Genomic DNA, 22,125 nt, shown 5'->3' on the forward strand with positions numbered 1-22,125 from the left:
GCCGGCTACTTCGAGCACTTGGCGGCCGGGATCTGGTCGCACAGGTCGGCGATCGTCTTGAAGTACGAGGCGTCCTCGGCCTTCGCGCCGAAGTAGCCCGTGTTGAAGCCGTCGGTGAGCTGCACGCCCGAGGCCTTGATGGCGTCGACCGTCGCGCCCTGCAGCGCCTTGGTCAGCTTCTCCTGAGCGTCCTTCGGAAGGGTCGACGAGATCGAGAGCGGGCCACCGGGCACGTACTCCTTGTGCACGACGGTGACCTTGCCGGCCTTCGCGGCGGCCTCGGCCTCGGTGTCCTCGGCGAAGCCCGCGTCGCACTGCTTCGACCCGACGGCCTGGACCGACTTGTCGTGGGCGCCGGCGAAGAACGGCGTGAAGTCGGCGAACTTGGGGTTGCCGTTGGCGTCGGTGCTGCTCGAGTCGACGTTGATTCCGGCGTTCTTCAGCTGGTACAGGCCGAAGAGGAAGCCGGAGGTCGAGTTCGGGTCGACGAAGCAGACCTTCTTGCCCTTGAAGCCGGCGACGTCGGTGATCGACGAGCCCTTCGGCACGATGGCCTCTGAGTAGTAGCCGGGGTCGGTCACGTCGGGCGACGACATGGTCGCGGCGACCGGGGTGAGCTTCGCGCCCTTGTTGACGGCCATGACGTACTGCAGGGCGCCGGAGGTCATGACATCGACCTTGCCCGCGACGGCGGCGGCGATCAGGGCGGTGTAGTCGGCGGTCGGGTAGTACTCGACCTTGTAGCCGGTCTCCTTCGCGAGGTAGTCCTCGAGCGGCTTGTTGTTGGTGTCGGAGCCGGCCTGGTCGGGCACGGCGCCGAAGACGATGGTGCCCTTTTCCTTCGCCCAGTGTCCGCTGTCGGACGAGGAGGACGCGTTTCCGGTGGAGGCGGGCGAGGTGCAACCTGCGAGAGCGGCCGCGGCCACGAGCACGGCGGCCACAGCGCCGAGGCGCTTGCTGCGGGACAGGAACATGGAAAGAACCCTTTCGGTTTGGGCGCGACGTCGGGTGTTTCCCGGTGGTGCGGGGAGTGCGCCACGTCGAAGCTAGGGAGGTCCCGTGTACAGGGCGGCCGCCGTCAAGTGACCAGTGGGTAAAAGAGGTCTATACATCTAGACAAGCCAGACGGGCGTCTGCGCTAGCGTGACGGCATGAGCGACGAACGGAACGCGGCGATCAGAGAGCGGTTCGACGGCAGAGCCGAGAGCTACGACGACAGCGCCATGCACCGCGCGCTCGCCGAGGCGGTCGCCGACTTCGTCGACCTGGACGGCGTCGAAACCGTGCTGGACGTCGCCACAGGAACCGGCCTCGTCCTGCGGGCGCTGTCGGCCAAGCATCCGGGCCTCTCGCTCGTCGGCGTCGATCTGTCGCCGGGAATGCTGGCCGTCGCGCGCCGCGAGCTGCCCGGTGCCCGATTCTTCGAGGGCGTCGCCGAAGAGTTGCCGGTGGCCGATGCCGCGGCCGATCTCGTCACGTGCGTGACGGCTCTGCACATCGTCGCCGATCCGCTTCCCGTGTTCGAGGAGTTCGCGCGGGTGCTGGCGCCCGAGGGCGTGCTCGTGACGGCGACGTTCGCGCACGGGCCGGACCACGGGCACGGCCAGGGCGCCGGGGCCCCGAACACTCCGGGCTACACGCCGAACCACGCGCCGTTCCAGACCCCGGAGGCACTCGCGGCGACGGCCGCACCCGCCGGCTTCGTCGTGACGCGGTCCGAAGAGCGCCGCATCGAGGACGATTTCGTCCTGCTCGCCGAGCTGGCCCCGGTCGACTAGCGCACTGCGTCGCCGGTTCCGGCTCGAACCGCGCGCGCTTGGCGCCGAAAGCGGCGGCGCGATGCCGCTAGGCGCGCGCCGTGAGCACCTCGTGGCAGCGGGCGATGCGCGCGAGCCACCATTCGCGGCGCTCGGCCGAGGCGGCGCTCGCCTCGAGAAGCGCCTCGCTCGGAACCACGCGATCGATGCCGATCTCTCCTGCGTGCGGCAGCAGCGGGGCATCCGTCACATCGCTCTCGAACAGCGCGGCGGTGCCGAGTCCGCAGTCGAACTCGAGCGACGGCAGCGCGGCGGCGAGCGACGCGCCCATCGCGAGCCCGATGGACGTGTCGAGCGCACTCGAGACGACGCACGGCAGCCCCGCCTCGGCGACGATGCGCAGCGCGGCGCGCACGCCGCCGAGCGGCTGCGCCTTGATGATGAGCACGTCCGCCGCGCCTGCGCGCGCAACGGCGAGCGGGTCGGATGCCTTGCGCACGCTCTCGTCGGCGGCGATCAGGATGCCCAGCCGAGACACGCGCCGCCGTACCTCGGCGAGCTCGTCGACGGTCGCGACGGGCTGCTCGACGTACTCGAGGTCGAACCGCTCGAGGGCGCGGATCGCGTGCTCTGCCTCGTCGACGTTCCAGAGCGCGTTGGCGTCGACGCGAATGCGGCCCTCTGGGCCCAGCACTTCGCGCACGGCCGCGACGCGGGCGACGTCGTCGGCGAGCGATTGGCCGGGGTCGGCGACCTTGACCTTCGCCGTGCGTGCGCCGGGAAAGCGGGCCAGCACGGCGGCGACGTCGGCGGCCGCGACGGACGGGACGGTCGCATTCACCGGGATCGCCGGTCGGAGGGCGGGTGCCGGCTCGCCCCAGCCGTAGTCATAGGCGGCGGCGAGCCAGGCCGATGCCTCTGCGTCGTCGTACTCGACGAAGGGGCTGAACTCGGTCCACCCCTGCGGGCCCTCGAAGACCGCCGCTTCGCGCACCGTGATTCCGCGGAAGCGCGTCACCATGGGCAGGGCGACCACGCGCACGCCGGCCAGCACCTCGCCGAGGGGGGGAATGACCGGCTGCTCAGCCATCAGTTGATGCAGGTGGTCTTGTTGTAGTTCTTCGTCGGCGCGCTCGGCTTCGGCGCCGGTGCCGAGCTCTTCGAGGTCGAGCTCGACGAACCCGACGAGCCGGAGCCCGAGCCCGACGACCCGCTCGAGGTGCCCACCGGCATCTTGCCGTCGGTGCCGAGCACGACCGTCACGTGCGTGTAGTCGGAGGACTGCGCGACGGCGGCGCCCGGAACGTGCGCGAGCACGGCCTTCGCCTGCGCCTCGTCGCCCTTCGGGAAGTAGACCGTGGTCGTCTGCTGCGACTCGGGGGCGTCCGCGGGCGAGCCGGTCTGGAAGCCGAGCGACTTGAACGTCGCGAGCCCGGTGCTCGAGCCGTGCGCGGTGCCCGCGCCGTTGAGCACGTCGACCCTGACCGACGACGGGTCGGCCGCCTTCGCCTCGGCGACGCGCTGCGCGGTGGTCTTGCCGCCCGTGACCGTGGCCATGAAGTCGGGCAGTGCGTCGTGGTTGATGAGCACGACCGAGCCGACGCCCGGCACGTCGCCATACGGGTCGGGCATGAGCGGGATCGTCGCGGAGCGCACCCCGCCACTCTTCAACCCCTTGAGCTGCGTTGCGAGAGAGAGAAGGTCGAGCTTGTCGTCCATCTCGAGCGACGAACTGACGGCGCCGACGACCTTGTTGAGCTTAACGGGGTTGAGCAAGGTGCCCGCTGAGAGCACCTGCTGCGCCTCGACCGACAGGAAGTACTGCTGGCGCGTCGCACGGTCGAGGTCGCCGTTCGGCAGGCCGTGGCGCTGGCGTACGAACTGCAGCGCCTGCCGCGCATCGAGCTTCTGCGTTCCCGCCGGGAAGTTTGCGCCCGAGTACGGATCGTTGACGGCGTGGTTCAGACACACGGTCACCGGACCGAGCGAGTCCGCGATGTTGTAGAAGCTGAGCAGGCTCACCTTGACGTAGTGGTTGACCGTCACGCCCGTGAGGTTCTCGATCGTCGAGATCAGCAGCTTCATGCCGGCCGCGTCGCGCTGGTCGGCTGTGCCGCTGGCGCCGGTAGAGCCGTAGACATACGCGGCGTTCAGCTTGCCGTGACCGTGCCCGGGAATCGCAACGTACGAGTCGCGCGGGAACGAGATCAGCGTCGCCGACGAGCCGTTCGCCGGCACGTGCAGCAGGATCATCGTGTCGGTGTTGATGCTGCCGTCGTCTTCGGTCGTCGACAGCTCCTGGTACTGCTGCTTCGTCATGTTCGCGGGGCGCTCATCGTTGCCCACGAGCAGGATGTTCTGGTCCGTGCCCGGCTTCGAATCGCCGACGACGCCGCCGATGCGGTGGATGCCGCTTGAGAAGTGCCAGTAGGTGAAACCGACGTAGCCGAAGCCCGCGACGAGCAGCACGGCGAGGCCGCCCGCGAGAAAGGCCATCGTGCGACGGAACCGCTTGCGGCGCGCGTCAGACCACTGCCGGCTCTTTTGCTCCGGCTCGTACAGAGGCAGATCGTCGTATCGGGTCACCAGCAAACACGGTACAGATGCGCCCTGTGCGCAAGGTCCGCACACGCCCCGAACGGCGTGAAAGTCAGCCTTAAGGTTGAAAACATGCCGGTTTCCGAGATCTTCGACGAGTCGCAGTGGGCGGTCGCGCCCGGTTTCGAGGCGCTGACGGACGTCACCTACCACCTGTCGACGGGCGAAGGGCTCGCCGCCCGGGTCGCCAGAATCGCCTTCAACCGGCCCGAGGTGCGCAACGCGTTCCGGCCGCACACAGTCGACGAGCTGTATGCGGCGCTCGAGGATGCCCGCACGAACCCCCGGGTCGGCGTCGTGCTGCTGACGGGCAACGGCCCCAGCCCGAAGGACGGCGGCTGGGCCTTCTGCTCGGGGGGCGACCAGCGGATCCGCGGACGCGACGGCTACAAGTACTCCGACGACGAGGCATCCGTCTCGAATCCGGCACGCGCCGGGCGCCTCCACATCCTCGAGGTCCAGCGCCTCATCCGCTTCATGCCGAAGGTCGTCATCGCGGTCGTCCCCGGCTGGGCGGCGGGCGGCGGCCACTCGCTGCACGCCGTCGCGGACCTCACGATCGCGAGTGCCGAGCACGCGCGTTTCAAGCAGACGGATGCCGACGTCGGCAGCTTCGACGCCGGCTACGGCTCCGCCTACTACGCACGCCAGATCGGGCAGAAGCTCGCACGGGAGGTGTTCTTCCTCGCGCAGGAGTACTCGGCCCAGCGCGCCTATGAGATGGGCGCTGTGAACGCCGTCGTGCCGCACGCCGAGCTCGAGACGACGGCGCTCGAGTGGGCGCGCGTCATCCTCGGCAAGTCGCCGACGGCGATCCGCATGCTGAAGTACGCCTTCAACGCGGTCGACGACGGGCTCGTCGGCCAGCAGCTGTTCGCGGGTGAGGCCACCCGCCTCGCCTACGGCACCGACGAGGCGGTCGAGGGCCGCGACGCGTTCCTCGAGAAGCGCGCGCCCGACTGGTCGCCCTTCCCGTGGCACTTCTGATGCGGCGCCTGAACCGGCATCCGATGCATCCGCTCGCCGAGGGGTTCCGAAACGGCCTTCTGGCCGGTGATAACGCCGTTTCGGCACCCTTCGAAGTAGGGCTGACGCGTGATGAGGTGCGGGCATGACGCGCGAAGTGAGACGGATGCCGGACTCCGATGTTCCGGCGCTGATGACCGCTCTTCGGGCTGCACTCGACGGAACGGGCCCCGCGATCCTCCCCTTCGACGCAGCCAGGCCGCGGGCCGATGCCGACAACGCGCCGGTCGGCTCGGCCGAGCCGAATGGGGGCCACGACCTCGCCGTCGTCCCCGACACCGTCGCCCTCGTCATCGAGACCTCCGGCTCGACCGGCACCCCCAAGCGCGTGGCGCTCTCCGCCCGCGCCCTGCTCGCGAGCGCCGAGGCGAGCGCGGCGGCCGTCGGGGGCACCGGCCAGTGGCTCCTCTGCCTTCCCGCGCACTACGTCGCGGGCACCAACGTGCTCGTGCGCTCCATCCACGCGGGCACCGACCCCGTCGTCATGCCGGAGGGGCACTTCGACGCGGCCGGCTTCGTCGAGGCATCCGCTCGCCTGACCGCCCCGCACCGCTACGCCTCGGTCGTGCCGGTGCAGCTGGCACGGCTCATCGACGCGGCTGAGGAGGACGCCGAGGTCACCGAGGCGCTCCGTCGCTTCGACGCCCTGCTGGTCGGCGGGCAGGCGCTGCGGCCAGAGCTCCGGCAGCGCGCCGAGGCGCTCGGCATCCGTGCGGTGCGTACCTACGGCTCGAGCGAGACGAGCGGCGGCTGCGTCTACGACGGCGTTCCCATCGGTGCCACCCGGGCGCGCGTAGCCCCGGACGGCATGCTCGAGCTCACCGGCCCGACGCTGGCCGAGGGCTATCTCGGCGACCCCGAGCGAACCGCCAGCGCCTTCGACACCGACGCCGACGGCACGCGCTGGTACCGCACCGGCGACCTCGGCGAGGTCGCCGCAGACGGCGCCGTCACGGTGCTCGGGCGCGCGGACAACGTCATCATCTCGGGCGGCGAGAAGGTTCTTCTCGATGCGGTCGAGCGGCATGTCAAGTCGCTCCCGGGGCTCGGCGACGCCGTCGTCGTGGCCGCCGACGACGCGCAGTGGGGCCAGGTGCCGGTCGTGATCACCGCCACGGGCGCGAGCGCGGAACTCGCAGGCATCCGTGCCTCAACGGCCGCCGCACTCGGCCGCGCCGCCGCGCCTGCCCGCCTCGTCGTGGTCGACGCGATTCCGCACCTGCCGTCAGGCAAGCCCGACCGCTTAGCCCTCGCACAGCTGGCGGCGAATCGGGACTAAGAGACCCCGATAAACTTCGGCCCGAGATGTCGACGAAGTCCAAGAAGAACACGCGCCGCCCCGGCAACCCCGCCAAGGCCGCAGTGAAACCAGCCACGTTCGGCGACTGGGTCGGCGGCGCCCGCCTGCGCACGCTGCCGCTCGCGATCGCGCCCGTCCTGATCGGCACGGGCGCCGCCCGCACCGCGAGCGACCCGGGGGAGTGGCACTGGGTGCGTGCGCTCGCCGCGCTCGCCGTGGCGCTGCTGCTGCAGATCGGCGTGAACTACTCGAACGACTACTCCGACGGCGTGCGCGGCACCGACGCCTACCGCGTGGGCCCCGCGCGCCTCACGGGTGCGGGCAAGGCCAAGCCGCGCACCGTGCTCACCGTCGCGCTCAGCTTCTTCGCCGCAGCGGCGATCGTCGGCGTCGCGACCGTCATCGACACCCAGCTGTGGTGGCTGCTGATCGTCGGCGCCGCGGCCGTCGTCGCGGCCTGGTTCTACACCGGCGGCAAGCGTCCCTACGGCTACTACGGCCTGGGCGAGGTCTTCGTCTTCCTGTTCTTCGGCGTCGCGGCGACCGCGGGCACCCAGTACGTGCAGGTCAAGACCGTCACGGAAGAGGGCTGGATCGGCTCGGTCGCTGCCGGCCTGCTCGCCTGCGCCGTGCTGATGGTCAACAACCTGCGCGACATCGAGTCGGACAGGCTGGCCCGCAAGCGCACCCTCGCCGTGCTCGTCGGCCGCCGCTGGGCGAAGGTGCTCTACTGCGTCTTCCTGTTCCTGCCGTTCCTGATCCTCGCGGCCTTCGCGCTCGTCTACCCGGTCGCGTGGCTGGGCATGCTCGTGCTGCTGCTCGCGATCCCCGCCGCGCTCATCGCCGTCACCGGCCGCACGGGGCGCGAGCTGGTTCTGGCCCTGCAGCTCACGAGTTTCACCGCGCTCGCCTACGCGGCGGTGCTGTTCATCGCGCTGGCCTTCTAGGGGCGCGTTCCTGCGGCAACTCCTTGCCGTTCCGGACGGGTGCGTCCGTGGCCGCGGGCGCAGCTGTCCGGAACGGGAACTAGTTCCCGGCGCCGTCTTCGCGCCGCTCGGATGCCTCGATCTCGGCATCCTCGTCGGCGTCATCGCCCTTCACCACGGGGCCGGCCGCGCGCCGCTCGGCGAGCTCGAGCGCCATCGCCTCGCGCGGTCCCTTCAAGAAGATGTACGACAGCGAGAAGCCGATGATGACCGAGACGATGGTCCACAGCGGCCAGTAGTCCTTGCGGAACAGGATCATCAGAATGACCAGCGGCACGATGATGAGCAGCAGTCGCAGAATCGTGTAGCGCGCCCACGCGGGCATGCGCCGCTTGGCGGCGGGCTGGCGATCGTCGGCGCTGGGGGCACTCACGTGAGCAAGCCTAAAGTCACAGTTCTGTGTGGACGCCCAGCAGCGGGATCCCGGCGGCGCCGCGCGACTTACGATGAGCACATGTTCCGCCTGTGGCTCGTCATCGGATTTCTCGCCGCAGTGTTCTATGTCTACGCGATCGTGAGCGTGTGCCTGGCCGACCGCCTCGGCACCCGCGGGCTGCCCAAGGCCGCGTGGGTCGCGGTCGTCGTGATCTTCCCGATCGTCGGCGCCGCGCTGTGGTTCTGGGTCGGCCGGGTCTCGGCGACCAGCGGCGCGCGCGGCGCCCGGGTGATCGCCCCCGACGATGACGTCGAGTTCCTCTCGAGCCTCGGCGACCACGGCACGAAGCCCGGCGACCGCGGCTCAGGGTCCGATGGTTGATTAGATCGCACTGCGACCCCATCGACCTCCCTCGGCCCCAAGGAACCCGTGCCCTCAACGAACAACGCCGCCACCGACTTCTCGATCGATCTGCTCACCGCCCTGGTGCGCCTCGGCGTGCGCGAGCTTGTCGTCGCGCCGGGCTCGCGCTCGCAGGCGCTCGCTCTGGTCGCGGCTGAGCTCGAGCGCGTGGGCGCGGCGCGTCTGCATGTGCGCATCGATGAGCGGGTGGCGGGATTCCTCGCCCTCGGCCTCGCGCTCGAGTCGGGCACCCCGGCCGTCGTCGTGACGACGAGCGGTACCGCGGTCGCCAATCTGCACCCCGCCGTGATGGAGGCGCACGAGGCGCGCGTGCCGATGATCGTCGTGACCGCCGATCGGCCGGAAGAGCTGCGCGGCATCCGTTCGAACCAGACCACGACGCAGACGGCCGTGTTCGGCCCCGCTGCCGAGTTCACGCACGATGTCGATGCCGATGCGGGCACGGATGCCGGTGAGCTGGCGGCCCTGCTGTGGAGCTCCGCCGCGCACGGCCCCGCGCACCTGAATCTCGCCCTACGAGACCCCCTCTCAGCCCCCGTCCCCGACCTCGACGAGATCGCAGCCTCCATTCGCGCTGCGCGCGAGTCGGCTGGCGAGTCGCAATCGCGGGTCGACTCGGCGAAGCCGAATGGAGACCCGGCTCCGTCGCCCGACTCGGCGCCTCCCGCCTCGCCGGTCGACTCGGCGTGGCTGAATGGAGACCGCCGCACCATCGTCATCGCCGGCGACAAGTCCGGCCCCGAGGCAGAGGCACTGGCCCGCGCCGCCGGCTGGCCCCTCATCGCTGAGGTCTCGAGCGGCGCGCGCTTCGGCCCGAACCTCGTGGTGGCCTACCGCGAGCTGCTTTCCGACCCCGACTTCGGCGGTGCCGTCGAGCGCGCCGTCGTGTTCGGCCACCCGACGCTGAGCCGCGAGGTCCCCGCGCTGCTGAAGCGTCCAGACGTCGAGGTCATCGTCGTCGACGACACCGGCACGCCCGACTTCTACGACCCCGGGCACGACGCTCGTCGGGTCACGGCCGTGCAGCTCGAGGCATCCGTCCACCCGAACAGCCCGGACGCGCGCAACTGGACCGGCCGCTGGGTCTTCGCCAGCCGGCGCCTGCTCGAGGCGGCCGCGCAGCAGGCCGCGGGCGCCGACCAGACCGCGCCCGACCTCGAGGGTGCCGCCTCTGACGACCCTGCGACCCGGGCCGCCTTCGCGCGCAGCGAGCTCGCCGCCGTGCGGGCGCCCGTCACGCGGCGCATGCTCGCCGATGCGCTGTGGCGGTTCACCTGGCCGCACGACCGGCTCGTGCTGGGGGCGTCGCGGCTCATCCGCGAGGTCGACCGCACCGTCACGGGCAAGAAGATCACCGTCCACGCGAACCGCGGGCTCGGCGGCATCGACGGCACCGTCGCCACCGGCGTCGGCGTGGCGCTCGCGAGCGGCGGTCGAGGCGTCACCCGCGTGCTACTCGGCGACCTGACCCTGCTGCACGACGTGGGCGCGCTGCTGCGAGCACCGGGCGAGGCGCTGCCGCCGATCCAGGTCGTGGTCGGCAACGACCGGGGCGGCACCATCTTCGCGGGGCTCGAGGTCGCGGCATCCGCAGCGCCTGAGGCGTTCGAGCGCGTTCAGCTCACCCCGCGCGAGGTGGACCTCGAGGCGCTCGCCCGCGCGTACGGCTGGCAGTATCGCCGCGCAGCGACCCGTGGCGAGCTCGATCAGGCGCTCTCAGCCGTCACCGCTGAGCCGACGCTGATCGAGGTGCCGCTCACATGACGGGCGCCGAGAGCCCCCGGGTGCGCTTCGCGATCGTCGGCTCTGGGTTCCGAGCCGAGGCCTTCCTGCGCGTGGCCGCCGCCGTGCCCGACCGGTTCGAGGTGGCAGCCATCGTCGCCCGGCGACCGGAGCGAGCGCGGCAAGTCGAGAATGCGTGGGGCGTGGCATCCGTCGGCGATCTCACCCGACTGGCCGCCCCCGAGACGCTCGACTTCGTTGTGAACGCCGCGTCCGCGGGCGCCGCCGTCGACATCGTCGAGCAACTCGCCGGGGCCGGCCACGCGGTGCTGACCGAGACGCCGGTCGCGCCCGACCGCCATGGCCTCGGAAAGCTGCATGCCCTTGTGCGAGACGGCGCGCGCATCCAGGTGGCCGAGCAATACCACCTCGAGCCGCTCGTCTCGGCGCAGCTCAAGATCGCGCACTCCGGCCTCCTCGGCGAGCTCACCGAGGCGTTCGTCTCGATCGCGCACGACTACCACGGGTTCAGCGTGCTGCGCCGGGCGCTCGGCGCGGGCTTCCGCAACGCGACCATCACCGCGCGCCGCTTCGAGGAGCACGTGCAGCTCGGCCCCAGCCGCTATGCCGACCCCGACGAGGTGCGGCTCACCACCGGCATCCGCACCACCGCCTGGCTCGATTTCGAGGGCGGCCTGCGCGGCACCTACGACTTCGACGACCAGCAGTACCGCTCGTTCATCCGCACGCCGACGCTCACAATCCGCGGAACGCGCGGCGAGCTGCGCGACGACGTCGTGCGCTATGTCGACGCCGCCGGCCAGCCCGTCACCTCGCGCATCGAGCGGCTCGCGGCGGGCGGCCCGGGCAACCACGAGGGGCTGTTCGCGCGCGCCTACGTGTTCGAGGGCGAGCGCGTGTGGGCGAACGGATTCCTGCGCGCCCGGCTCGCCGACGAGGAGCTCGCCATCGCCGCAGCTCTCGACCGCATGGCGCACTATGTCGCCGGGGGCCCCGAGCTGTACTCGGTTGCGGAGGCCGCACAGGACGTCTACCTGCAGACGGTGCTCGAGCAGTCGCTGCGCTCGGGCCGCCCCGCGCGATCCTCGACTCAGCCCTGGACCGTCTGACGCCGGCCAACTGCGCCAGACGGTCATCGTTGCGCTGCAATCGCGGCCGCAGCGCGCGGCGTTGACCGTTCAGCGCAGTTGAGCCGAACGAGACGAACGCTTACCCGAACGCCTCGACGATCGGGCGGAACTTCATCGTGGTCTCGGCGACCTCGAGCACGGGGTCGCTGTCGGCGACGATGCCTCCGCCTGCGTAGGCGGTGAGGTCGCCGTCGGGAGCGAGCTGGGCGCTGCGCAGGGCGATCGCCCACTCGCCTGAGCCGTCGGCGCCGATCCACCCCGTCGGCCCGGCGTAGCGGCCGCGGTCGAACGGCTCCAGTTCGCGGATGAGCGCGAGGGCGGCCTCGCGCGGCGTCCCCGCGACGGCCGCAGTGGGGTGCAGCGCCGCCACCAGGTCGAGCGCCGAGCTGCCGTCGGCAAGCGTTCCGGCCACGTCGGTCGCCAGGTGCCACAGGTTCGGAAGCTTCAGGGTGAAGGGCGCGCTGGTCTCGAGCGCGCCGGTGTGGCCCCGCAGCGACTCGAGCACGCTGTCGACGGCGAAGGTGTGCTCTGCGCGGTCCTTCCGGCTCGCGCGCAGTGTGTCCGCGGCACGGGCGTCGGCGTCGGCGTCGGCCCCGCGTGCCGCCGTTCCCGCGAGCACCTGCGCATCGACGCGGCCGGCGATGACGCGCACCAGCGTCTCGGGAGAGGCGCCGACGAAGCCGTCGACGGCGAATGTCCAGCACTCCGAGTAGCCGAGGGCGAGCTCGACGAGCGCGCGGCGCACATCGGCCTCCGCGGGAAGGTGCGCACGCAGCTCGCGCGCGAGCACGACCTTGCCCACCTCCCCCGTGGCGATGCGGTCGACGGCGGCGGCCACGGCCTCGCCGTAGCCGGCAGCCGAGAGCCGCCCGGGCGCCATGGTCAGCCGGAACTCCGGGCCGAACGGCGTCGGCTTCGGGGCAGCCGCGGCGCCGGCATCCGCCCGTTCGACGCCGCCTGCGTCGCCCGCTGAGATGCGCGTGACCCACGAGCGCCCGCCGCGCCGCCCGATGACGAGCGAGGGCACGATCAGAACGGATGCCTGCTCCGACTCGTCCGCGAAGGCGAACGACCCGAACGCCACGAGCCCCGTGCCCGGCAGCCGCACCGGGTCGGTGACGGTCGCCGCTGCCGCGAGCTCGCGCCAGGCATCCGCCGCGTCTGCAATGCGCCTGGGCCCCGTGAACTCGAGCCGCACCGCCTCGCCGACCCCCGCGATGCCCTCGCCGCGGCGCAGCCACAGCAGCGGCTGGCGGGGGTCGAGGAACGGGATCAGCTGGCGGACGTCGTCGAGCGGGGTGGTCTCGACCGTCAGCGCCTGCACGGCGCTTTCGGCTGAGGCGGCGGTTCGTGTCACGAACTCAGACTTTACGCTCGGGCTCCACTTACAAGCCGCCGATAAGCTGGGGGAGTGAACAAGGCCGACCTCACGAAGCGACCTCACGAGGTCGCCTCCATGTTCGACGAGGTCTCAACGCACTACGACCGCATGAACACGGTCCTCTCCGCCGGCAACGACCACCTCTGGCGCATCGCGACGACCCGCGCCATCGACCCGCGCCCCGGCGAGCTGGTGCTCGACGTCGCGGCCGGCACCGGTACGAGCAGCGCGGCCATCGCCGCGCGCGGCGCGCACGTCGTCGCCGCAGATTTCTCGGCGGGCATGATCGAGGTGGGGCGCGTCCGCCAGGCGGCCAACCCGCGCGTCGAATTCGTGCAGGCGGATGCCACGCAGCTGCCCTTCGGCGACGACGAGTTCGACGCCGTCACGATCTCGTTCGGCCTGCGGAACATCGTCGAGCCCAAGAAGGCCCTCGCCGAGTTCTTCCGCGTCACGAAGCCCGGCGGCCGCGTCGTCATCTGCGAGTTCTCGACGCCGCCTGTGGCCGCCGTGCGCGCCGCCTACTACGGCTACCTGCAGTACGGAACGCCGCTGGTCGCCCGACTCGCGTCCTCGAACGCTCCGGCCTACGAGTACTTGATGGACTCCATCCGCGCCTGGCCGAGCCAGCAGACCCTCGCCGGCTGGCTGCGCGAGGCCGGCTACGAGCGGGTCGCGTACCGCAACCTGACGGCGGGCATCGTCGCGCTGCACCGCGGGTTCGTGCCGCTTCGCGGGCAGAGCCCGGCCGGGAACTCCAAGGCAGGGAAGACTTCGTGACGTCATCGGTTCTCACGAGCCAGTTCGGGCTCACCGAGAAGCTGACCGCCTCGCCTGCCGAGCGGGCACTCGCCAAGAAGCTCGACGCCGCCCTCGAGCGCGTCGAGAGCGGCCTCAAAGAGCAGCTGCGCTTCGCCGACCAGATCGCCGACGTCACCGCGACGTACCTGTTCGGCGCGGGTGGGAAGCGGGTGCGCCCCGTGCTGACGCTGCTCGCCGCAGAGCTCGGCGGCGGCGCGAACGACCAGGTCATCACCGCGGCCCAGGTGGTTGAGATCACCCACCTCGCCTCGCTGTACCACGACGACGTGATGGACGATGCGCCGCTGCGCCGCGGTGTCCCCACCGCCCAGCTGGTGTGGGGCAACTCGGTCGCGGTGCTCACCGGCGACCTGCTGTTCGCCCGGGCGAGCCAGCTCATCGCCGGGCTCGGCGAGCGCGCCATCAGGATGCAGGCCGACACCTTCGAGCGCCTCTGCATGGGCCAGCTGCACGAGACCCTCGGGCCGCAGTCCGGTGAGGACCCGGTGGCGCACTACCTCAAGGTGCTCGCCGACAAGACGGGCTCGCTGATCGCCGCGGCCGCGCAGTTCGGCGTCGCGTTCTCGGGCGCCCCCGCCGAATACGAGCCCGCCGTGCTCGAGTTCGGCGAGAAGATCGGCGTCGCGTTCCAGCTCGTCGACGACGTCATCGACCTCTCGACCACCGACGCGGACACCGGCAAGCAGGCGGGCACCGACCTGCGCGCCGGCGTCGTCACGATGCCGTTGCTCAAGCTGCGTGCGACGGCGACGACGGATGCTTCGGCCGGCGCCCTGCTCGCCTATCTCGAGTCCGACGTCATCGGCGCCCCCGAGACCGTCGACGTGAGCGAGGGCATCGAGCGACTGCGCTCGCACGCCGTGGTCGCCCAGACCCTGGCCGACGCGCGCGAGTGGGCCCGGCAGGCCGTCGCCGCGCTCGCGCCACTTCCCGACGGCGCCGTGAAGAAGGCGCTCACGCGCTTCGCCGACACGGTCGTCGACCGCACGAGTTGACCGCGCACCGACGGCGCCCGCGCTTTTGCCCCCCGGCCGACAGATGCACCCGGGCCTGAGAGCGCAAGCGTCGGCGGGGGACGCAAACCACATCATCAGAACCACCCAAGGAGCACACGCATGACCAAGCTGCGACTCGCGATCGTCGGCGCCGGCCCGGCCGGCATCTACGCTGCGGACATCCTGCTCAAGGCCGAGCGCAGCTTCGACGTGTCGATCGACCTGTTCGACCACCTGCCGGCGCCCTATGGCCTCGTGCGCTACGGCGTCGCCCCCGACCACCCGCGCATCAAGGGCATCATCACGGCGCTGCGCGACGTGCTGGACCGCGGCGACATCCGCATCTTCGGCAACGTGCGCTTCGGCGAGGACATCACGCTCGACGACCTCAAGCAGCACTACAACGCGGTCATCTTCGCCACCGGCGCCGTGCGCGACGCAGAGCTTCGCATCCCCGGCGTCGACGCAGAGGCCTCCTACGGCGCGGCCGACTTCGTCAGCTGGTACGACGGCCACCCCGACTACCCGCGCGAGTGGCCGCTCGACGCCCGCGAGGTGGCGGTGATCGGCAACGGCAACGTGGCCCTCGACGTGGCCCGCATCCTCGCGAAGCACGCAGAGGACCTGCTTCCGACCGAGATCCCCGCCAACGTCTACGAGGGGCTCAAGGCATCCCCGGTCACCGACGTGCACGTCTTCGGTCGCCGCGGCCCGACCTCAGTGAAGTTCACGCCGCTCGAGCTGCGCGAGCTCGGCGAGCTGCGCGACGTCGACATGATCCTGTACGACGAGGACTTCGACTACGACGAGCACGCGCAGGCATCCGTCGCGGGCAACAAGCAGATCATGGTGATCGACCGCGTGCTGCAGTCGTGGCGGCAGCGCGAGGTGGGCGCAGCCAGCCGCCGCCTGCACCTGCACTTCTATGCGAAGCCGATTGAAGTGGTGACGGATGCCTCGGGCCGCGTCTCCGCCCTCAAGTACGAGCGCACTCGTCCCGACGGTCAGGGCGGTGTCGTCGGAACCGGCGAGATCCGCGAGACGCCGGTGCAGGCGCTCTACCGCGCGGTCGGCTACTTCGGCTCGCCGCTGCCCGGGGTGCCGTTCGATGAGAAGCACGGCGTCATCCCGAACCACGAGGGCCAGGTCGTGAACCCCGACAACAACGAGCAGGTCTACGGCGTCTACGCCACGGGCTGGATCAAGCGCGGCCCCGTCGGGCTCATCGGGCACACGAAGTCGGACGCGATGGAGACCGTGGAGCACCTCATCAACGACGTCGCCAACTGGTGGTCACCCGCGTCGCCGTCTGAGGACTCGGTCGTCGAGCTGCTCGAGTCGCGCGGCATCCGCTACACCAACCTCGACGGCTGGCACGCGCTCGACGAGCACGAGATCGCCCTCGGCGAGCCCGAGGGCCGTGCGCGCATCAAGGTCGTCGACCGCGACGAGATGGTGCGCGTCTCGCGCCGCGAAGGGTAGTCGCGGGGCCCGGCGGACGCTCCGCCTACCGGAAGTTCACGAACTGCAGGTCGACCTCGAGGTCCTTGCCCTTGAGCAGCGCGATGGTGGCCTGCAGGTCGTCACGCGACTTCGACGAGACACGCAACTCGTCGCCCTGGATCTGGCTCTTGACCGACTTCGGCGCCTCGTCGCGGATGATCTTCGAGATCTTCTTCGCGTCGTCTTGCTCGATGCCGTTCTTGAGCTTCGCCTCGATGCGGAACTCCTTGCCGCTGGGGAACGGCTTGCCGGCATCCAGCGACTTCAGCGAGATGCCCCGCTTGATGAGCTTCGACTGCAGCACGTCGAGCACGGCGTTCACGCGCTCTTCGGAGTTGGCCTTGAGCAGCAGCTGCTCACCGGACCACTCCACCGACGCGCCGACGCCCTTGAAGTCGTAGCGTTGCTCGATCTCTTTCCTGGCCTGGTTGACGGCGTTGTCGGCCTCCATCTTGTCGACCTTGGAGACGATGTCGAAGGAAGAATCTGCCATGCGTTCCAGCTTAGGGCGGGCGGGGGATGCCGCACCCGATCTCGATTTCGTGCGAGCGCAAGCCGCAGGTAACATTGGCAGGCGCCTTCGATCGGGTGAATACACGCGGTCGAAAGCGTCAATGGCGAGTTACCCAAGCGGCCAAAGGGATCTGACTGTAAATCAGCCGGCTTAGCCTTCGGGGGTTCGAATCCCTCACTCGCCACCAAAGAAAACCCCGGTCAGACGCAAGATCTGCCGGGGCTTTCTCGTTGGTGGGTCAGCTGTCGAAACGCGCGCCCTCGGGCTTCGGGCCCTGGATCACGTAGACCAGCAGGATGATCCAGCCGATGATCGGCAGGAACACCCAGAAGAAGTTCCACCCGCTGTGGTTCGCGTCATGCAACCTGCGCCAGAGAAGGGCGAGCGAGGGCACGATGATCGCGAGACCCCAGATGCCCGAGATGACGTCGAACGTCGTGCCGGTTGCACCGTCGATGCGGCTGAGGCTGCTCAGCGCGATGTTGATGAGGTACGAGACGAGGAACCACCACCAGTACTCAGCACGGCTCGCACGACCCGAGAAGACGGCGTATTTCGTGAAGAAGCGCTGAACCGCGACGGGCAGCGGCGCACCATAGTACGGCAAGTGGAGCGGCGGCTCGCCGCCTGCAGTGCTGTAGCCGGGCGCCCCTCCGTAACCGGGTGGCGGCGGTGGCGGGGCCACCGGCGGCTGCGGCGGCTGGGGCGGCCCAGGCGGCGGGGGCGGTGGGACGTTGGACATCTACGGACCTCCATCGGCGCCCCGCGAGCCGGGGCGTTCGCGGCCCAGATTAGAGGCGGTCGTGCCTCGCACAACAGAGTGGCGCGCGGATGTGACGCGCGATTAAAGAACGGCGGGCCCGGGTGAGTCGCACATCTCACCGGGCCCGCCCGCTATGGAGGAATGCCGGTCACGCACACCGACATCGACATCCACGTTGGCCCGCGTCACTGGCAGAGACGTTGTGCCCGCCTATGAATCCGGTGTTAACGGATGCCTGTGCCGCACTCTCTCGCGAGCCATAGGGCCGCGCCCGCCGCTCGCCTAGGCTCTGTGACGTGACGCACGCGAATGACGAGCTGCTCGAGATCGCCCGCTCCACCGCCTTGGCCGCCGCCGAGCTGATCCGGCGCAAGCGCCAGGAGGGCGTCGCCGTCGCGGCGCTCAAGTCCTCGCCCGTCGACGTCGTCACCGAGGCCGACCGCGAGTCAGAGGAGCTGATCCGATCGCTTCTCGCCGACGCGCGGCCCGGCGACGGATTCCTCGGCGAGGAGTCCGGCGAAGGCGACGCCTCGACCTCGGGCGTCACCTGGGTCGTCGACCCGATCGACGGCACGGTCAACTATCTCTACGACATCCCCGACTACGCGGTGTCGATCGCGGCCGTCGAGGGCGGTACCGACCCCGCGGAATGGACCGCGCTCGCCGGCGTCGTGATCAACCCCGTCCTCGGCGAGGTGTACACCGCGATTCGCGGCGGCGGCGCCTTCCTCAACGACCCGCGCGGGCAGCGGCGTCTCGAGGTCGCCCCCGGCAAGGACCTCGCGACCGCGCTGGTGGCGACGGGGTTCAGCTACACGGCAGAGCGACGTGAGCGCCAGGCATCCGCTCTCACCCGCCTCATCCCGCTCATCCGCGACATCCGGCGATTCGGCTCTGCGGCACTCGATCTCTGTGCCGTCGCCGCCGGCCGCGTCGACGCCTACTACGAGCGCGGGCTGCACCCTTGGGATCACGCCGCAGGCGCCCTGATCGCCGCCGAAGCGGGCGCGCGCGTCGCCGGGCTGGGTGGCGCCCCCGCTGGCGCGCTGCTCACGCTCGCCGCGGAGCCTGCGCTGTTCGCCCAGCTCGAGCCCCTTCTCGAGGAGTTCGGCGCCGCGTTCTGAGCGTTGCATTGTGCCGCGGGATGCCTGATCGCACAGTGCCCCGAAAGAAGGGTTGCAGCCTCTCAGGGTTGTCACGGTAAGGTAACGAAATCGGTTTTCCGCTCGTTGCAGCGTGGAACCGCCGCGCGACCCCTAGCCCGCCCCCGCAGTAGAAGTCGATACCCCCGTGCACGAAACCGCCCCGCAGCCGCAAACCCGGCGCGCTCTGCGCGAGCTCGAGCGCTCGCGTGCCACGCGCCGGCGTGGCCAGCGCGGGCCGGTGCGCGAGGCGGCTGTCGGGCCGGTGCGCGAGGCGGCTGCCGAAGCGCACGCGAGCAATCGCTGGGCGAGGGCGGCGGAGGATCCCGCGCCGTTCGCACCGGCTCCGGTCGACGCACCTTCGTCGGCGTCGGTGCCCGCTCCGCTTGCCGCACGGCGCGAGCCGAGCGTCACGGCGCCGCAGAAGCGTGGGAAGCGCCACTCCCAGCCGCTGACCATCGCAGCCTTCCTCTTCGCCATCGGCCTCGCCGTCACGAGCGTCGTGCCGATGCTCGCGCTCGGCCAGAGCGCCACGGCCGCCTCGGCGACGGCAACCGGCGCGCAGGGCCACCGACAGCTGCAGGCCTGGCAGGCATCGGTGTCGAGCTCGGCTCCCGCGGCCGTCCGCGACACGTACTCGAGCACGCTCGTGAAGCCGGGCGCCCCGCTCGCGGGCAGCGGCGGCATCGAGTGGCCGTTCCCGTTCAACTCGCCGATCTCGTACGGCTTCGGCCCCCGTGTCGCCCCAATGGAGGGCGCCTCGACGTTCCACAAGGGCGTCGACTTCGATCCTGGTGCGGGCGTGCCCATCCAGAACATCACGGCAGGGACCGTGACCAAGACGGTCTCCGACCCGCACAGCTCGCTCGGCATCGAGGTCGTCGTCGACCACGGCACCATCGACGGCCACCACATCGAGAGCCTCTACTGCGAGATGGCACCCGGGTCGATCAAGGTGCACGTCGGCCAGAAGATCGCGATGGGCACCATCGTCGGCAACGTCGGCGTCTCCGGTATCTCGACCGGCGCGCACCTGCACTTCGAGCTGCACGAAGACGGCCAGGCCGTCGACCCGCTCGCGTGGCTCCGCGCGCACGCCGGCGCAGCGTAGCCCGACGCACACCCGAGTCGACGCTCCCGCCGACGCTCCCGCCAACGCTCGCGCTCAGCAGAGTTCACCTCTGAGACACGGGCAGGTCTTACTTTCGTAACGGCCCCCGGGGTACGGTCGAATCTTGGCCGCGGGCCAGGGGCGCTCGATGCAACATCCGGCGCCACCGCCACAGCCTCGAGGTAGCACCGTGCGATTGTCGTCATGGGGAACTCTGCGTTCCCCGATCGCCTACCTCTTCGTGCTGCCGGCGCTGCTGATCTTCCTGGTCTTCTCGATCGGGCCGACGGCCTACACGTTCGCGCTGTCGCTGTTCAAGTGGAACAAGTTCAACCCGGCGATGTCGCAGTTCATCGGGCTCGAGAACTACAAAACCGTCTTCACGGGCGCGGGCACTCCCAGCTTCTGGTCGACGCTCGGCGTCTCTTTCTATTTCGTCGCGGGCATGGTGATCGGCGGAACGGCCATCGGTCTCGCGCTGGCGCTGCTGCTGGCGCGGGGCGGCCGCGCGCTGGCATCCGCTCGCACCATGGTCTTCCTTCCCCATGTGACTCCCATCGTCGCGACCTCGCTCGTGTGGGTCTGGATCTTCAACCCGCAGTTCGGCCTCGCCAACCTGGTGGTGCACGCGACCGGCCACAAGAACATCGACTGGCTGGGCGACTCGAACTGGGCGATGCCCGCGGTGCTCATCTATTCGCTGTGGCATGAGCTCGGATTCGTGACCGTGGTGTTCCTCGGTGGGCTGACGACAATCTCGACCGAGCTCGCAGAGGCCGCGAAGCTCGACGGCGCGAACGGCTGGCAGGAGTTCTGGCACGTCACCTTCCCGCAGCTGCGCCCCGTGGTGACGCTGGTGCTGCTGATCGAGTCGGTCGGCAGCCTGCAGGCGTTCACGCAGTTCTTCGTGCTGACGCGCGGCGGCCCCGGCTACACGACCGCGACCCTGGGCTTTCAGCTGTATCAGCAGGCCTTCGTGTTCTCGAACACGGGCTATGCCGCCGCGCTCGCGGTCGTGCTCTTCCTCGTCACCGCGGCGCTCAGCATCCTGCAACTTCGCCTGCAGGGCGGCGCTGCTGAGCCCCGCTCTCTCACTCGCTCACTCTCACGTTCCCGACCACGCTCCCAACCACGCACCAAACCACGCACCCAATCCCTGCGAAAGGCCAACCCATGAAGCGCACCACCATCACCGCGGTCATCGCCGGCGCGGCGATCGCCGCCGTCGCCCTGACCGGCTGCTCGAGCGGCTCCGCCGGCGGAGCCGACTCGTCGAAGGGCGCGCCGACGCTGTCGCCCGACAAGAAGGTCACGATCACGTTCGCCGAGGCGATGGCCTCCGGCGCCCTCAAGACCGAGCTCGAGAAGGTGACGAAGGAGTTCGAGGCGAAGAATCCGAACATCACCGTCACTCTGCAGGCGCAGCCCGACTACGGCACGCTCAAGACCAAGGTCGACGCGGCCGTCACCGCGGGAACCCCGCCGACCATCGCGCAGGTGTATGGCGACTGGGCCGCCGCCTACGCGCAGTCCGATGTGCTCGAACCGCTCACCGACTACGCGGCGGCCGACCCGTCGGCGACCGACGGCCTCTACAAGGGCATCAAGAACAGCCTCTACATCGACAAGAAGCTCTACATGTGGCCGTTCAACGCGAGCACCGTCGTCGCGTTCTACAACCCCGAGCTGCTGAAGGCCGCGGGCGTCGAGGCGCCCAAGACCTGGGACGACTTCGCGACGGTCGCCAAGGCGGTGTCGAAGGACGGCGTCGTCGCGCTGCCGATGGACCCGGGCTCGTCGTCGGGCCCCGCGGGCGGCACGACCGTCTACGAGCTCATGGCTCAGGCGAACGGCACGCCGGTGTTCAAGGAGGACGGCACCCCGCAGTTCGACTCCGACGCCGCCGTCAAGGCGCTCACCACGCTCGTCGACCTGAAGAAGGCCGGCGCCGTGCAGACCGGCACGAACTACCCCGGCGAGACCGCACTCGGCGCGCAGAAGGGCGTCTTCGACATCTCGACGTCGACGAGCTTCTACTACGACCAGCAGGCCGTCGGCGGCAAGTTCGACCTCGCCGTCGCGCCGGTGCCGAGCGCCGCTGACGGAACGCGCGTGAACCAGATCAACGGCACCAACATCGCGATGTTCAACAAGGCGACCGACGACCAGAAGGCCGCGGCCTGGAAGTACATGCAGTTCCTCACCGAGGCCGAGACGCAGAGCGAGTGGGCGCAGGCCACCGGCTACCTGCCCGTGAATCCGAAGACCCTCGAGCTCGACGACATGAAGACCTACATCGCGAAGAACCCGTACGTCACCTTCGCCAGCCAGGACCTCGCCAACTCCTCGGCGACCCCGCCGTACGCGTGGGTCGAAGAGGCGTCGGGTGACCTCGCCGCCGCCCTGCAGTCGGCGCTTGCGGGGAACGCCACCCCCGAGGCGGCGCTGAAGGACGCGCAGGACAAGGCCGAGAAGGCCATGGCTGCGGCGCAGTAGACCTGCGCAGGCATCCGTTCTCGCTCAAACCCAGAACCTGCAAACCCAGAACCTGCAAA

21 protein-coding genes and 1 tRNA gene are annotated in these 22,125 nt (G+C 70.2%); 15 read left to right on the forward strand and 7 right to left on the reverse strand.

Annotated features, from left to right (window positions below; translation table 11 throughout):
* Positions 1–5: 5 nt before the first annotated feature.
* On the reverse strand, positions 6–974 hold the full coding sequence (gene phnD, locus ABD736_RS12365) for a phosphate/phosphite/phosphonate ABC transporter substrate-binding protein (RefSeq protein WP_344792083.1): 969 nt from the start codon (positions 972–974) through the stop codon (positions 6–8).
* Between the two features lie 177 nt (positions 975–1,151).
* Here phnD and ABD736_RS12370 point away from each other — a divergent pair, with 177 nt between their 5' ends.
* Complete coding sequence (locus ABD736_RS12370; protein ID WP_344792084.1) at positions 1,152–1,778, forward strand: class I SAM-dependent methyltransferase; 627 nt, start codon at positions 1,152–1,154, stop codon at positions 1,776–1,778.
* 67 nt (positions 1,779–1,845) lie between these two features.
* Here ABD736_RS12370 and ABD736_RS12375 read toward each other — a convergent pair whose 3' ends face one another.
* A complete protein-coding gene (locus tag ABD736_RS12375) occupies positions 1,846–2,847 on the reverse strand; it encodes an o-succinylbenzoate synthase (protein WP_344792085.1) in 1,002 nt (333 codons plus the stop codon).
* The gene (locus ABD736_RS12380; RefSeq protein ID WP_344792086.1) at positions 2,847–4,343 is read right to left on the reverse strand and encodes an LCP family protein; all 1,497 of its coding nucleotides are present in this window, start codon (positions 4,341–4,343) and stop codon (positions 2,847–2,849) included. The genes ABD736_RS12375 and ABD736_RS12380 overlap by 1 nt, the downstream gene beginning before the upstream one ends.
* 84 nt (positions 4,344–4,427) lie before the next feature.
* Here ABD736_RS12380 and ABD736_RS12385 point away from each other — a divergent pair, with 84 nt between their 5' ends.
* From ABD736_RS12385 to ABD736_RS12395, 3 genes are all read left to right on the forward strand, one after another.
* Positions 4,428–5,342: a 1,4-dihydroxy-2-naphthoyl-CoA synthase gene (locus tag ABD736_RS12385; protein WP_344792087.1), complete on the forward strand. Its 915-nt coding sequence runs from the start codon at positions 4,428–4,430 to the stop codon at positions 5,340–5,342.
* Positions 5,343–5,466: 124 nt separating this feature from the next.
* The gene (locus tag ABD736_RS12390) at positions 5,467–6,660 is read left to right on the forward strand and encodes an AMP-binding protein (RefSeq protein WP_344792088.1); all 1,194 of its coding nucleotides are present in this window, start codon (positions 5,467–5,469) and stop codon (positions 6,658–6,660) included.
* Between the two features lie 26 nt (positions 6,661–6,686).
* The gene (locus ABD736_RS12395) at positions 6,687–7,628 is read left to right on the forward strand and encodes a 1,4-dihydroxy-2-naphthoate polyprenyltransferase (protein ID WP_344792089.1); all 942 of its coding nucleotides are present in this window, start codon (positions 6,687–6,689) and stop codon (positions 7,626–7,628) included.
* Between the two features lie 79 nt (positions 7,629–7,707).
* Here the strand turns inward: ABD736_RS12395 and ABD736_RS12400 are convergent, their stop codons facing one another.
* A complete protein-coding gene (locus ABD736_RS12400; protein ID WP_344792090.1) occupies positions 7,708–8,040 on the reverse strand; it encodes a DUF4229 domain-containing protein in 333 nt (110 codons plus the stop codon).
* An 81-nt stretch (positions 8,041–8,121) separates the two neighbouring features.
* Between ABD736_RS12400 and ABD736_RS12405 the strand changes: the two genes are divergently transcribed.
* Genes ABD736_RS12405 through ABD736_RS12415 form a run of 3 tightly spaced genes read left to right on the forward strand, consistent with a single transcriptional unit; the run spans position 8,122 to position 11,318 of the window.
* Entirely contained in the window at positions 8,122–8,424 is a 303-nt protein-coding gene (locus tag ABD736_RS12405) for a PLD nuclease N-terminal domain-containing protein (protein ID WP_344792091.1), read from the forward strand.
* A 48-nt stretch (positions 8,425–8,472) separates the two neighbouring features.
* Positions 8,473–10,230: a 2-succinyl-5-enolpyruvyl-6-hydroxy-3-cyclohexene-1-carboxylic-acid synthase gene (menD, locus tag ABD736_RS12410; RefSeq protein ID WP_344792092.1), complete on the forward strand. Its 1,758-nt coding sequence runs from the start codon at positions 8,473–8,475 to the stop codon at positions 10,228–10,230.
* On the forward strand, positions 10,227–11,318 hold the full coding sequence (locus ABD736_RS12415) for a Gfo/Idh/MocA family protein (RefSeq protein WP_344792093.1): 1,092 nt from the start codon (positions 10,227–10,229) through the stop codon (positions 11,316–11,318). Before menD ends, ABD736_RS12415 begins: the two co-directional genes overlap by 4 nt.
* Before the next feature lie 100 nt (positions 11,319–11,418).
* On the opposite strand, the gene ABD736_RS12420 is transcribed toward ABD736_RS12415, so the two are convergent.
* Positions 11,419–12,696 carry an isochorismate synthase gene (locus ABD736_RS12420; RefSeq protein WP_344792094.1) on the reverse strand — a complete coding sequence of 426 codons (1,278 nt, stop codon included), beginning with the start codon at positions 12,694–12,696 and terminating at the stop codon, positions 11,419–11,421.
* A gap of 54 nt (positions 12,697–12,750) precedes the next feature.
* On the opposite strand from ABD736_RS12420, the gene ABD736_RS12425 reads away from it, so the two are divergent.
* The 3 genes from ABD736_RS12425 to ABD736_RS12435 all read left to right on the forward strand — a co-directional run bounded on the left by ABD736_RS12425 (position 12,751) and on the right by ABD736_RS12435 (position 16,019).
* A complete protein-coding gene (locus ABD736_RS12425; RefSeq protein WP_344792095.1) occupies positions 12,751–13,500 on the forward strand; it encodes a class I SAM-dependent methyltransferase in 750 nt (249 codons plus the stop codon).
* Positions 13,497–14,537 carry a polyprenyl synthetase family protein gene (locus ABD736_RS12430; protein ID WP_344792096.1) on the forward strand — a complete coding sequence of 347 codons (1,041 nt, stop codon included), beginning with the start codon at positions 13,497–13,499 and terminating at the stop codon, positions 14,535–14,537. The genes ABD736_RS12425 and ABD736_RS12430 overlap by 4 nt, the downstream gene beginning before the upstream one ends.
* Positions 14,538–14,657: 120 nt before the next feature.
* Entirely contained in the window at positions 14,658–16,019 is a 1,362-nt protein-coding gene (locus ABD736_RS12435; protein ID WP_344792097.1) for an FAD-dependent oxidoreductase, read from the forward strand.
* Between the two features lie 25 nt (positions 16,020–16,044).
* On the opposite strand, the gene ABD736_RS12440 is transcribed toward ABD736_RS12435, so the two are convergent.
* Positions 16,045–16,533 (reverse strand): YajQ family cyclic di-GMP-binding protein, encoded by a 489-nt coding sequence (locus ABD736_RS12440; RefSeq protein WP_344792098.1) that lies wholly within the window; start codon positions 16,531–16,533, stop codon positions 16,045–16,047.
* 123 nt (positions 16,534–16,656) lie between these two features.
* On the opposite strand from ABD736_RS12440, the gene ABD736_RS12445 reads away from it, so the two are divergent.
* Positions 16,657–16,741, forward strand: a tRNA-Tyr gene (locus ABD736_RS12445).
* Positions 16,742–16,792: 51 nt separating this feature from the next.
* On the opposite strand, the gene ABD736_RS12450 is transcribed toward ABD736_RS12445, so the two are convergent.
* Positions 16,793–17,161, reverse strand: coding sequence for a DUF805 domain-containing protein (locus ABD736_RS12450; RefSeq protein WP_344792099.1), 369 nt, complete (start codon positions 17,159–17,161; stop codon positions 16,793–16,795).
* A gap of 452 nt (positions 17,162–17,613) precedes the next feature.
* Here ABD736_RS12450 and ABD736_RS12455 point away from each other — a divergent pair, with 452 nt between their 5' ends.
* From ABD736_RS12455 to ABD736_RS12470, 4 genes are all read left to right on the forward strand, one after another.
* Complete coding sequence (locus ABD736_RS12455; RefSeq protein ID WP_344792100.1) at positions 17,614–18,441, forward strand: inositol monophosphatase family protein; 828 nt, start codon at positions 17,614–17,616, stop codon at positions 18,439–18,441.
* Positions 18,442–18,607: 166 nt separating this feature from the next.
* Positions 18,608–19,570 carry a M23 family metallopeptidase gene (locus tag ABD736_RS12460; protein ID WP_344792101.1) on the forward strand — a complete coding sequence of 321 codons (963 nt, stop codon included), beginning with the start codon at positions 18,608–18,610 and terminating at the stop codon, positions 19,568–19,570.
* A 196-nt stretch (positions 19,571–19,766) separates the two neighbouring features.
* A complete protein-coding gene (locus tag ABD736_RS12465; protein ID WP_344792102.1) occupies positions 19,767–20,747 on the forward strand; it encodes a carbohydrate ABC transporter permease in 981 nt (326 codons plus the stop codon).
* Positions 20,744–22,066, forward strand: coding sequence for an ABC transporter substrate-binding protein (locus ABD736_RS12470; RefSeq protein ID WP_344792103.1), 1,323 nt, complete (start codon positions 20,744–20,746; stop codon positions 22,064–22,066). Before ABD736_RS12465 ends, ABD736_RS12470 begins: the two co-directional genes overlap by 4 nt.
* Positions 22,067–22,125: the final 59 nt, after the last annotated feature.

Origin of the sequence: Gryllotalpicola daejeonensis, assembly GCF_039538145.1 — a bacterium.
Lineage (GTDB): Bacteria > Actinomycetota > Actinomycetes > Actinomycetales > Microbacteriaceae > Gryllotalpicola > Gryllotalpicola daejeonensis.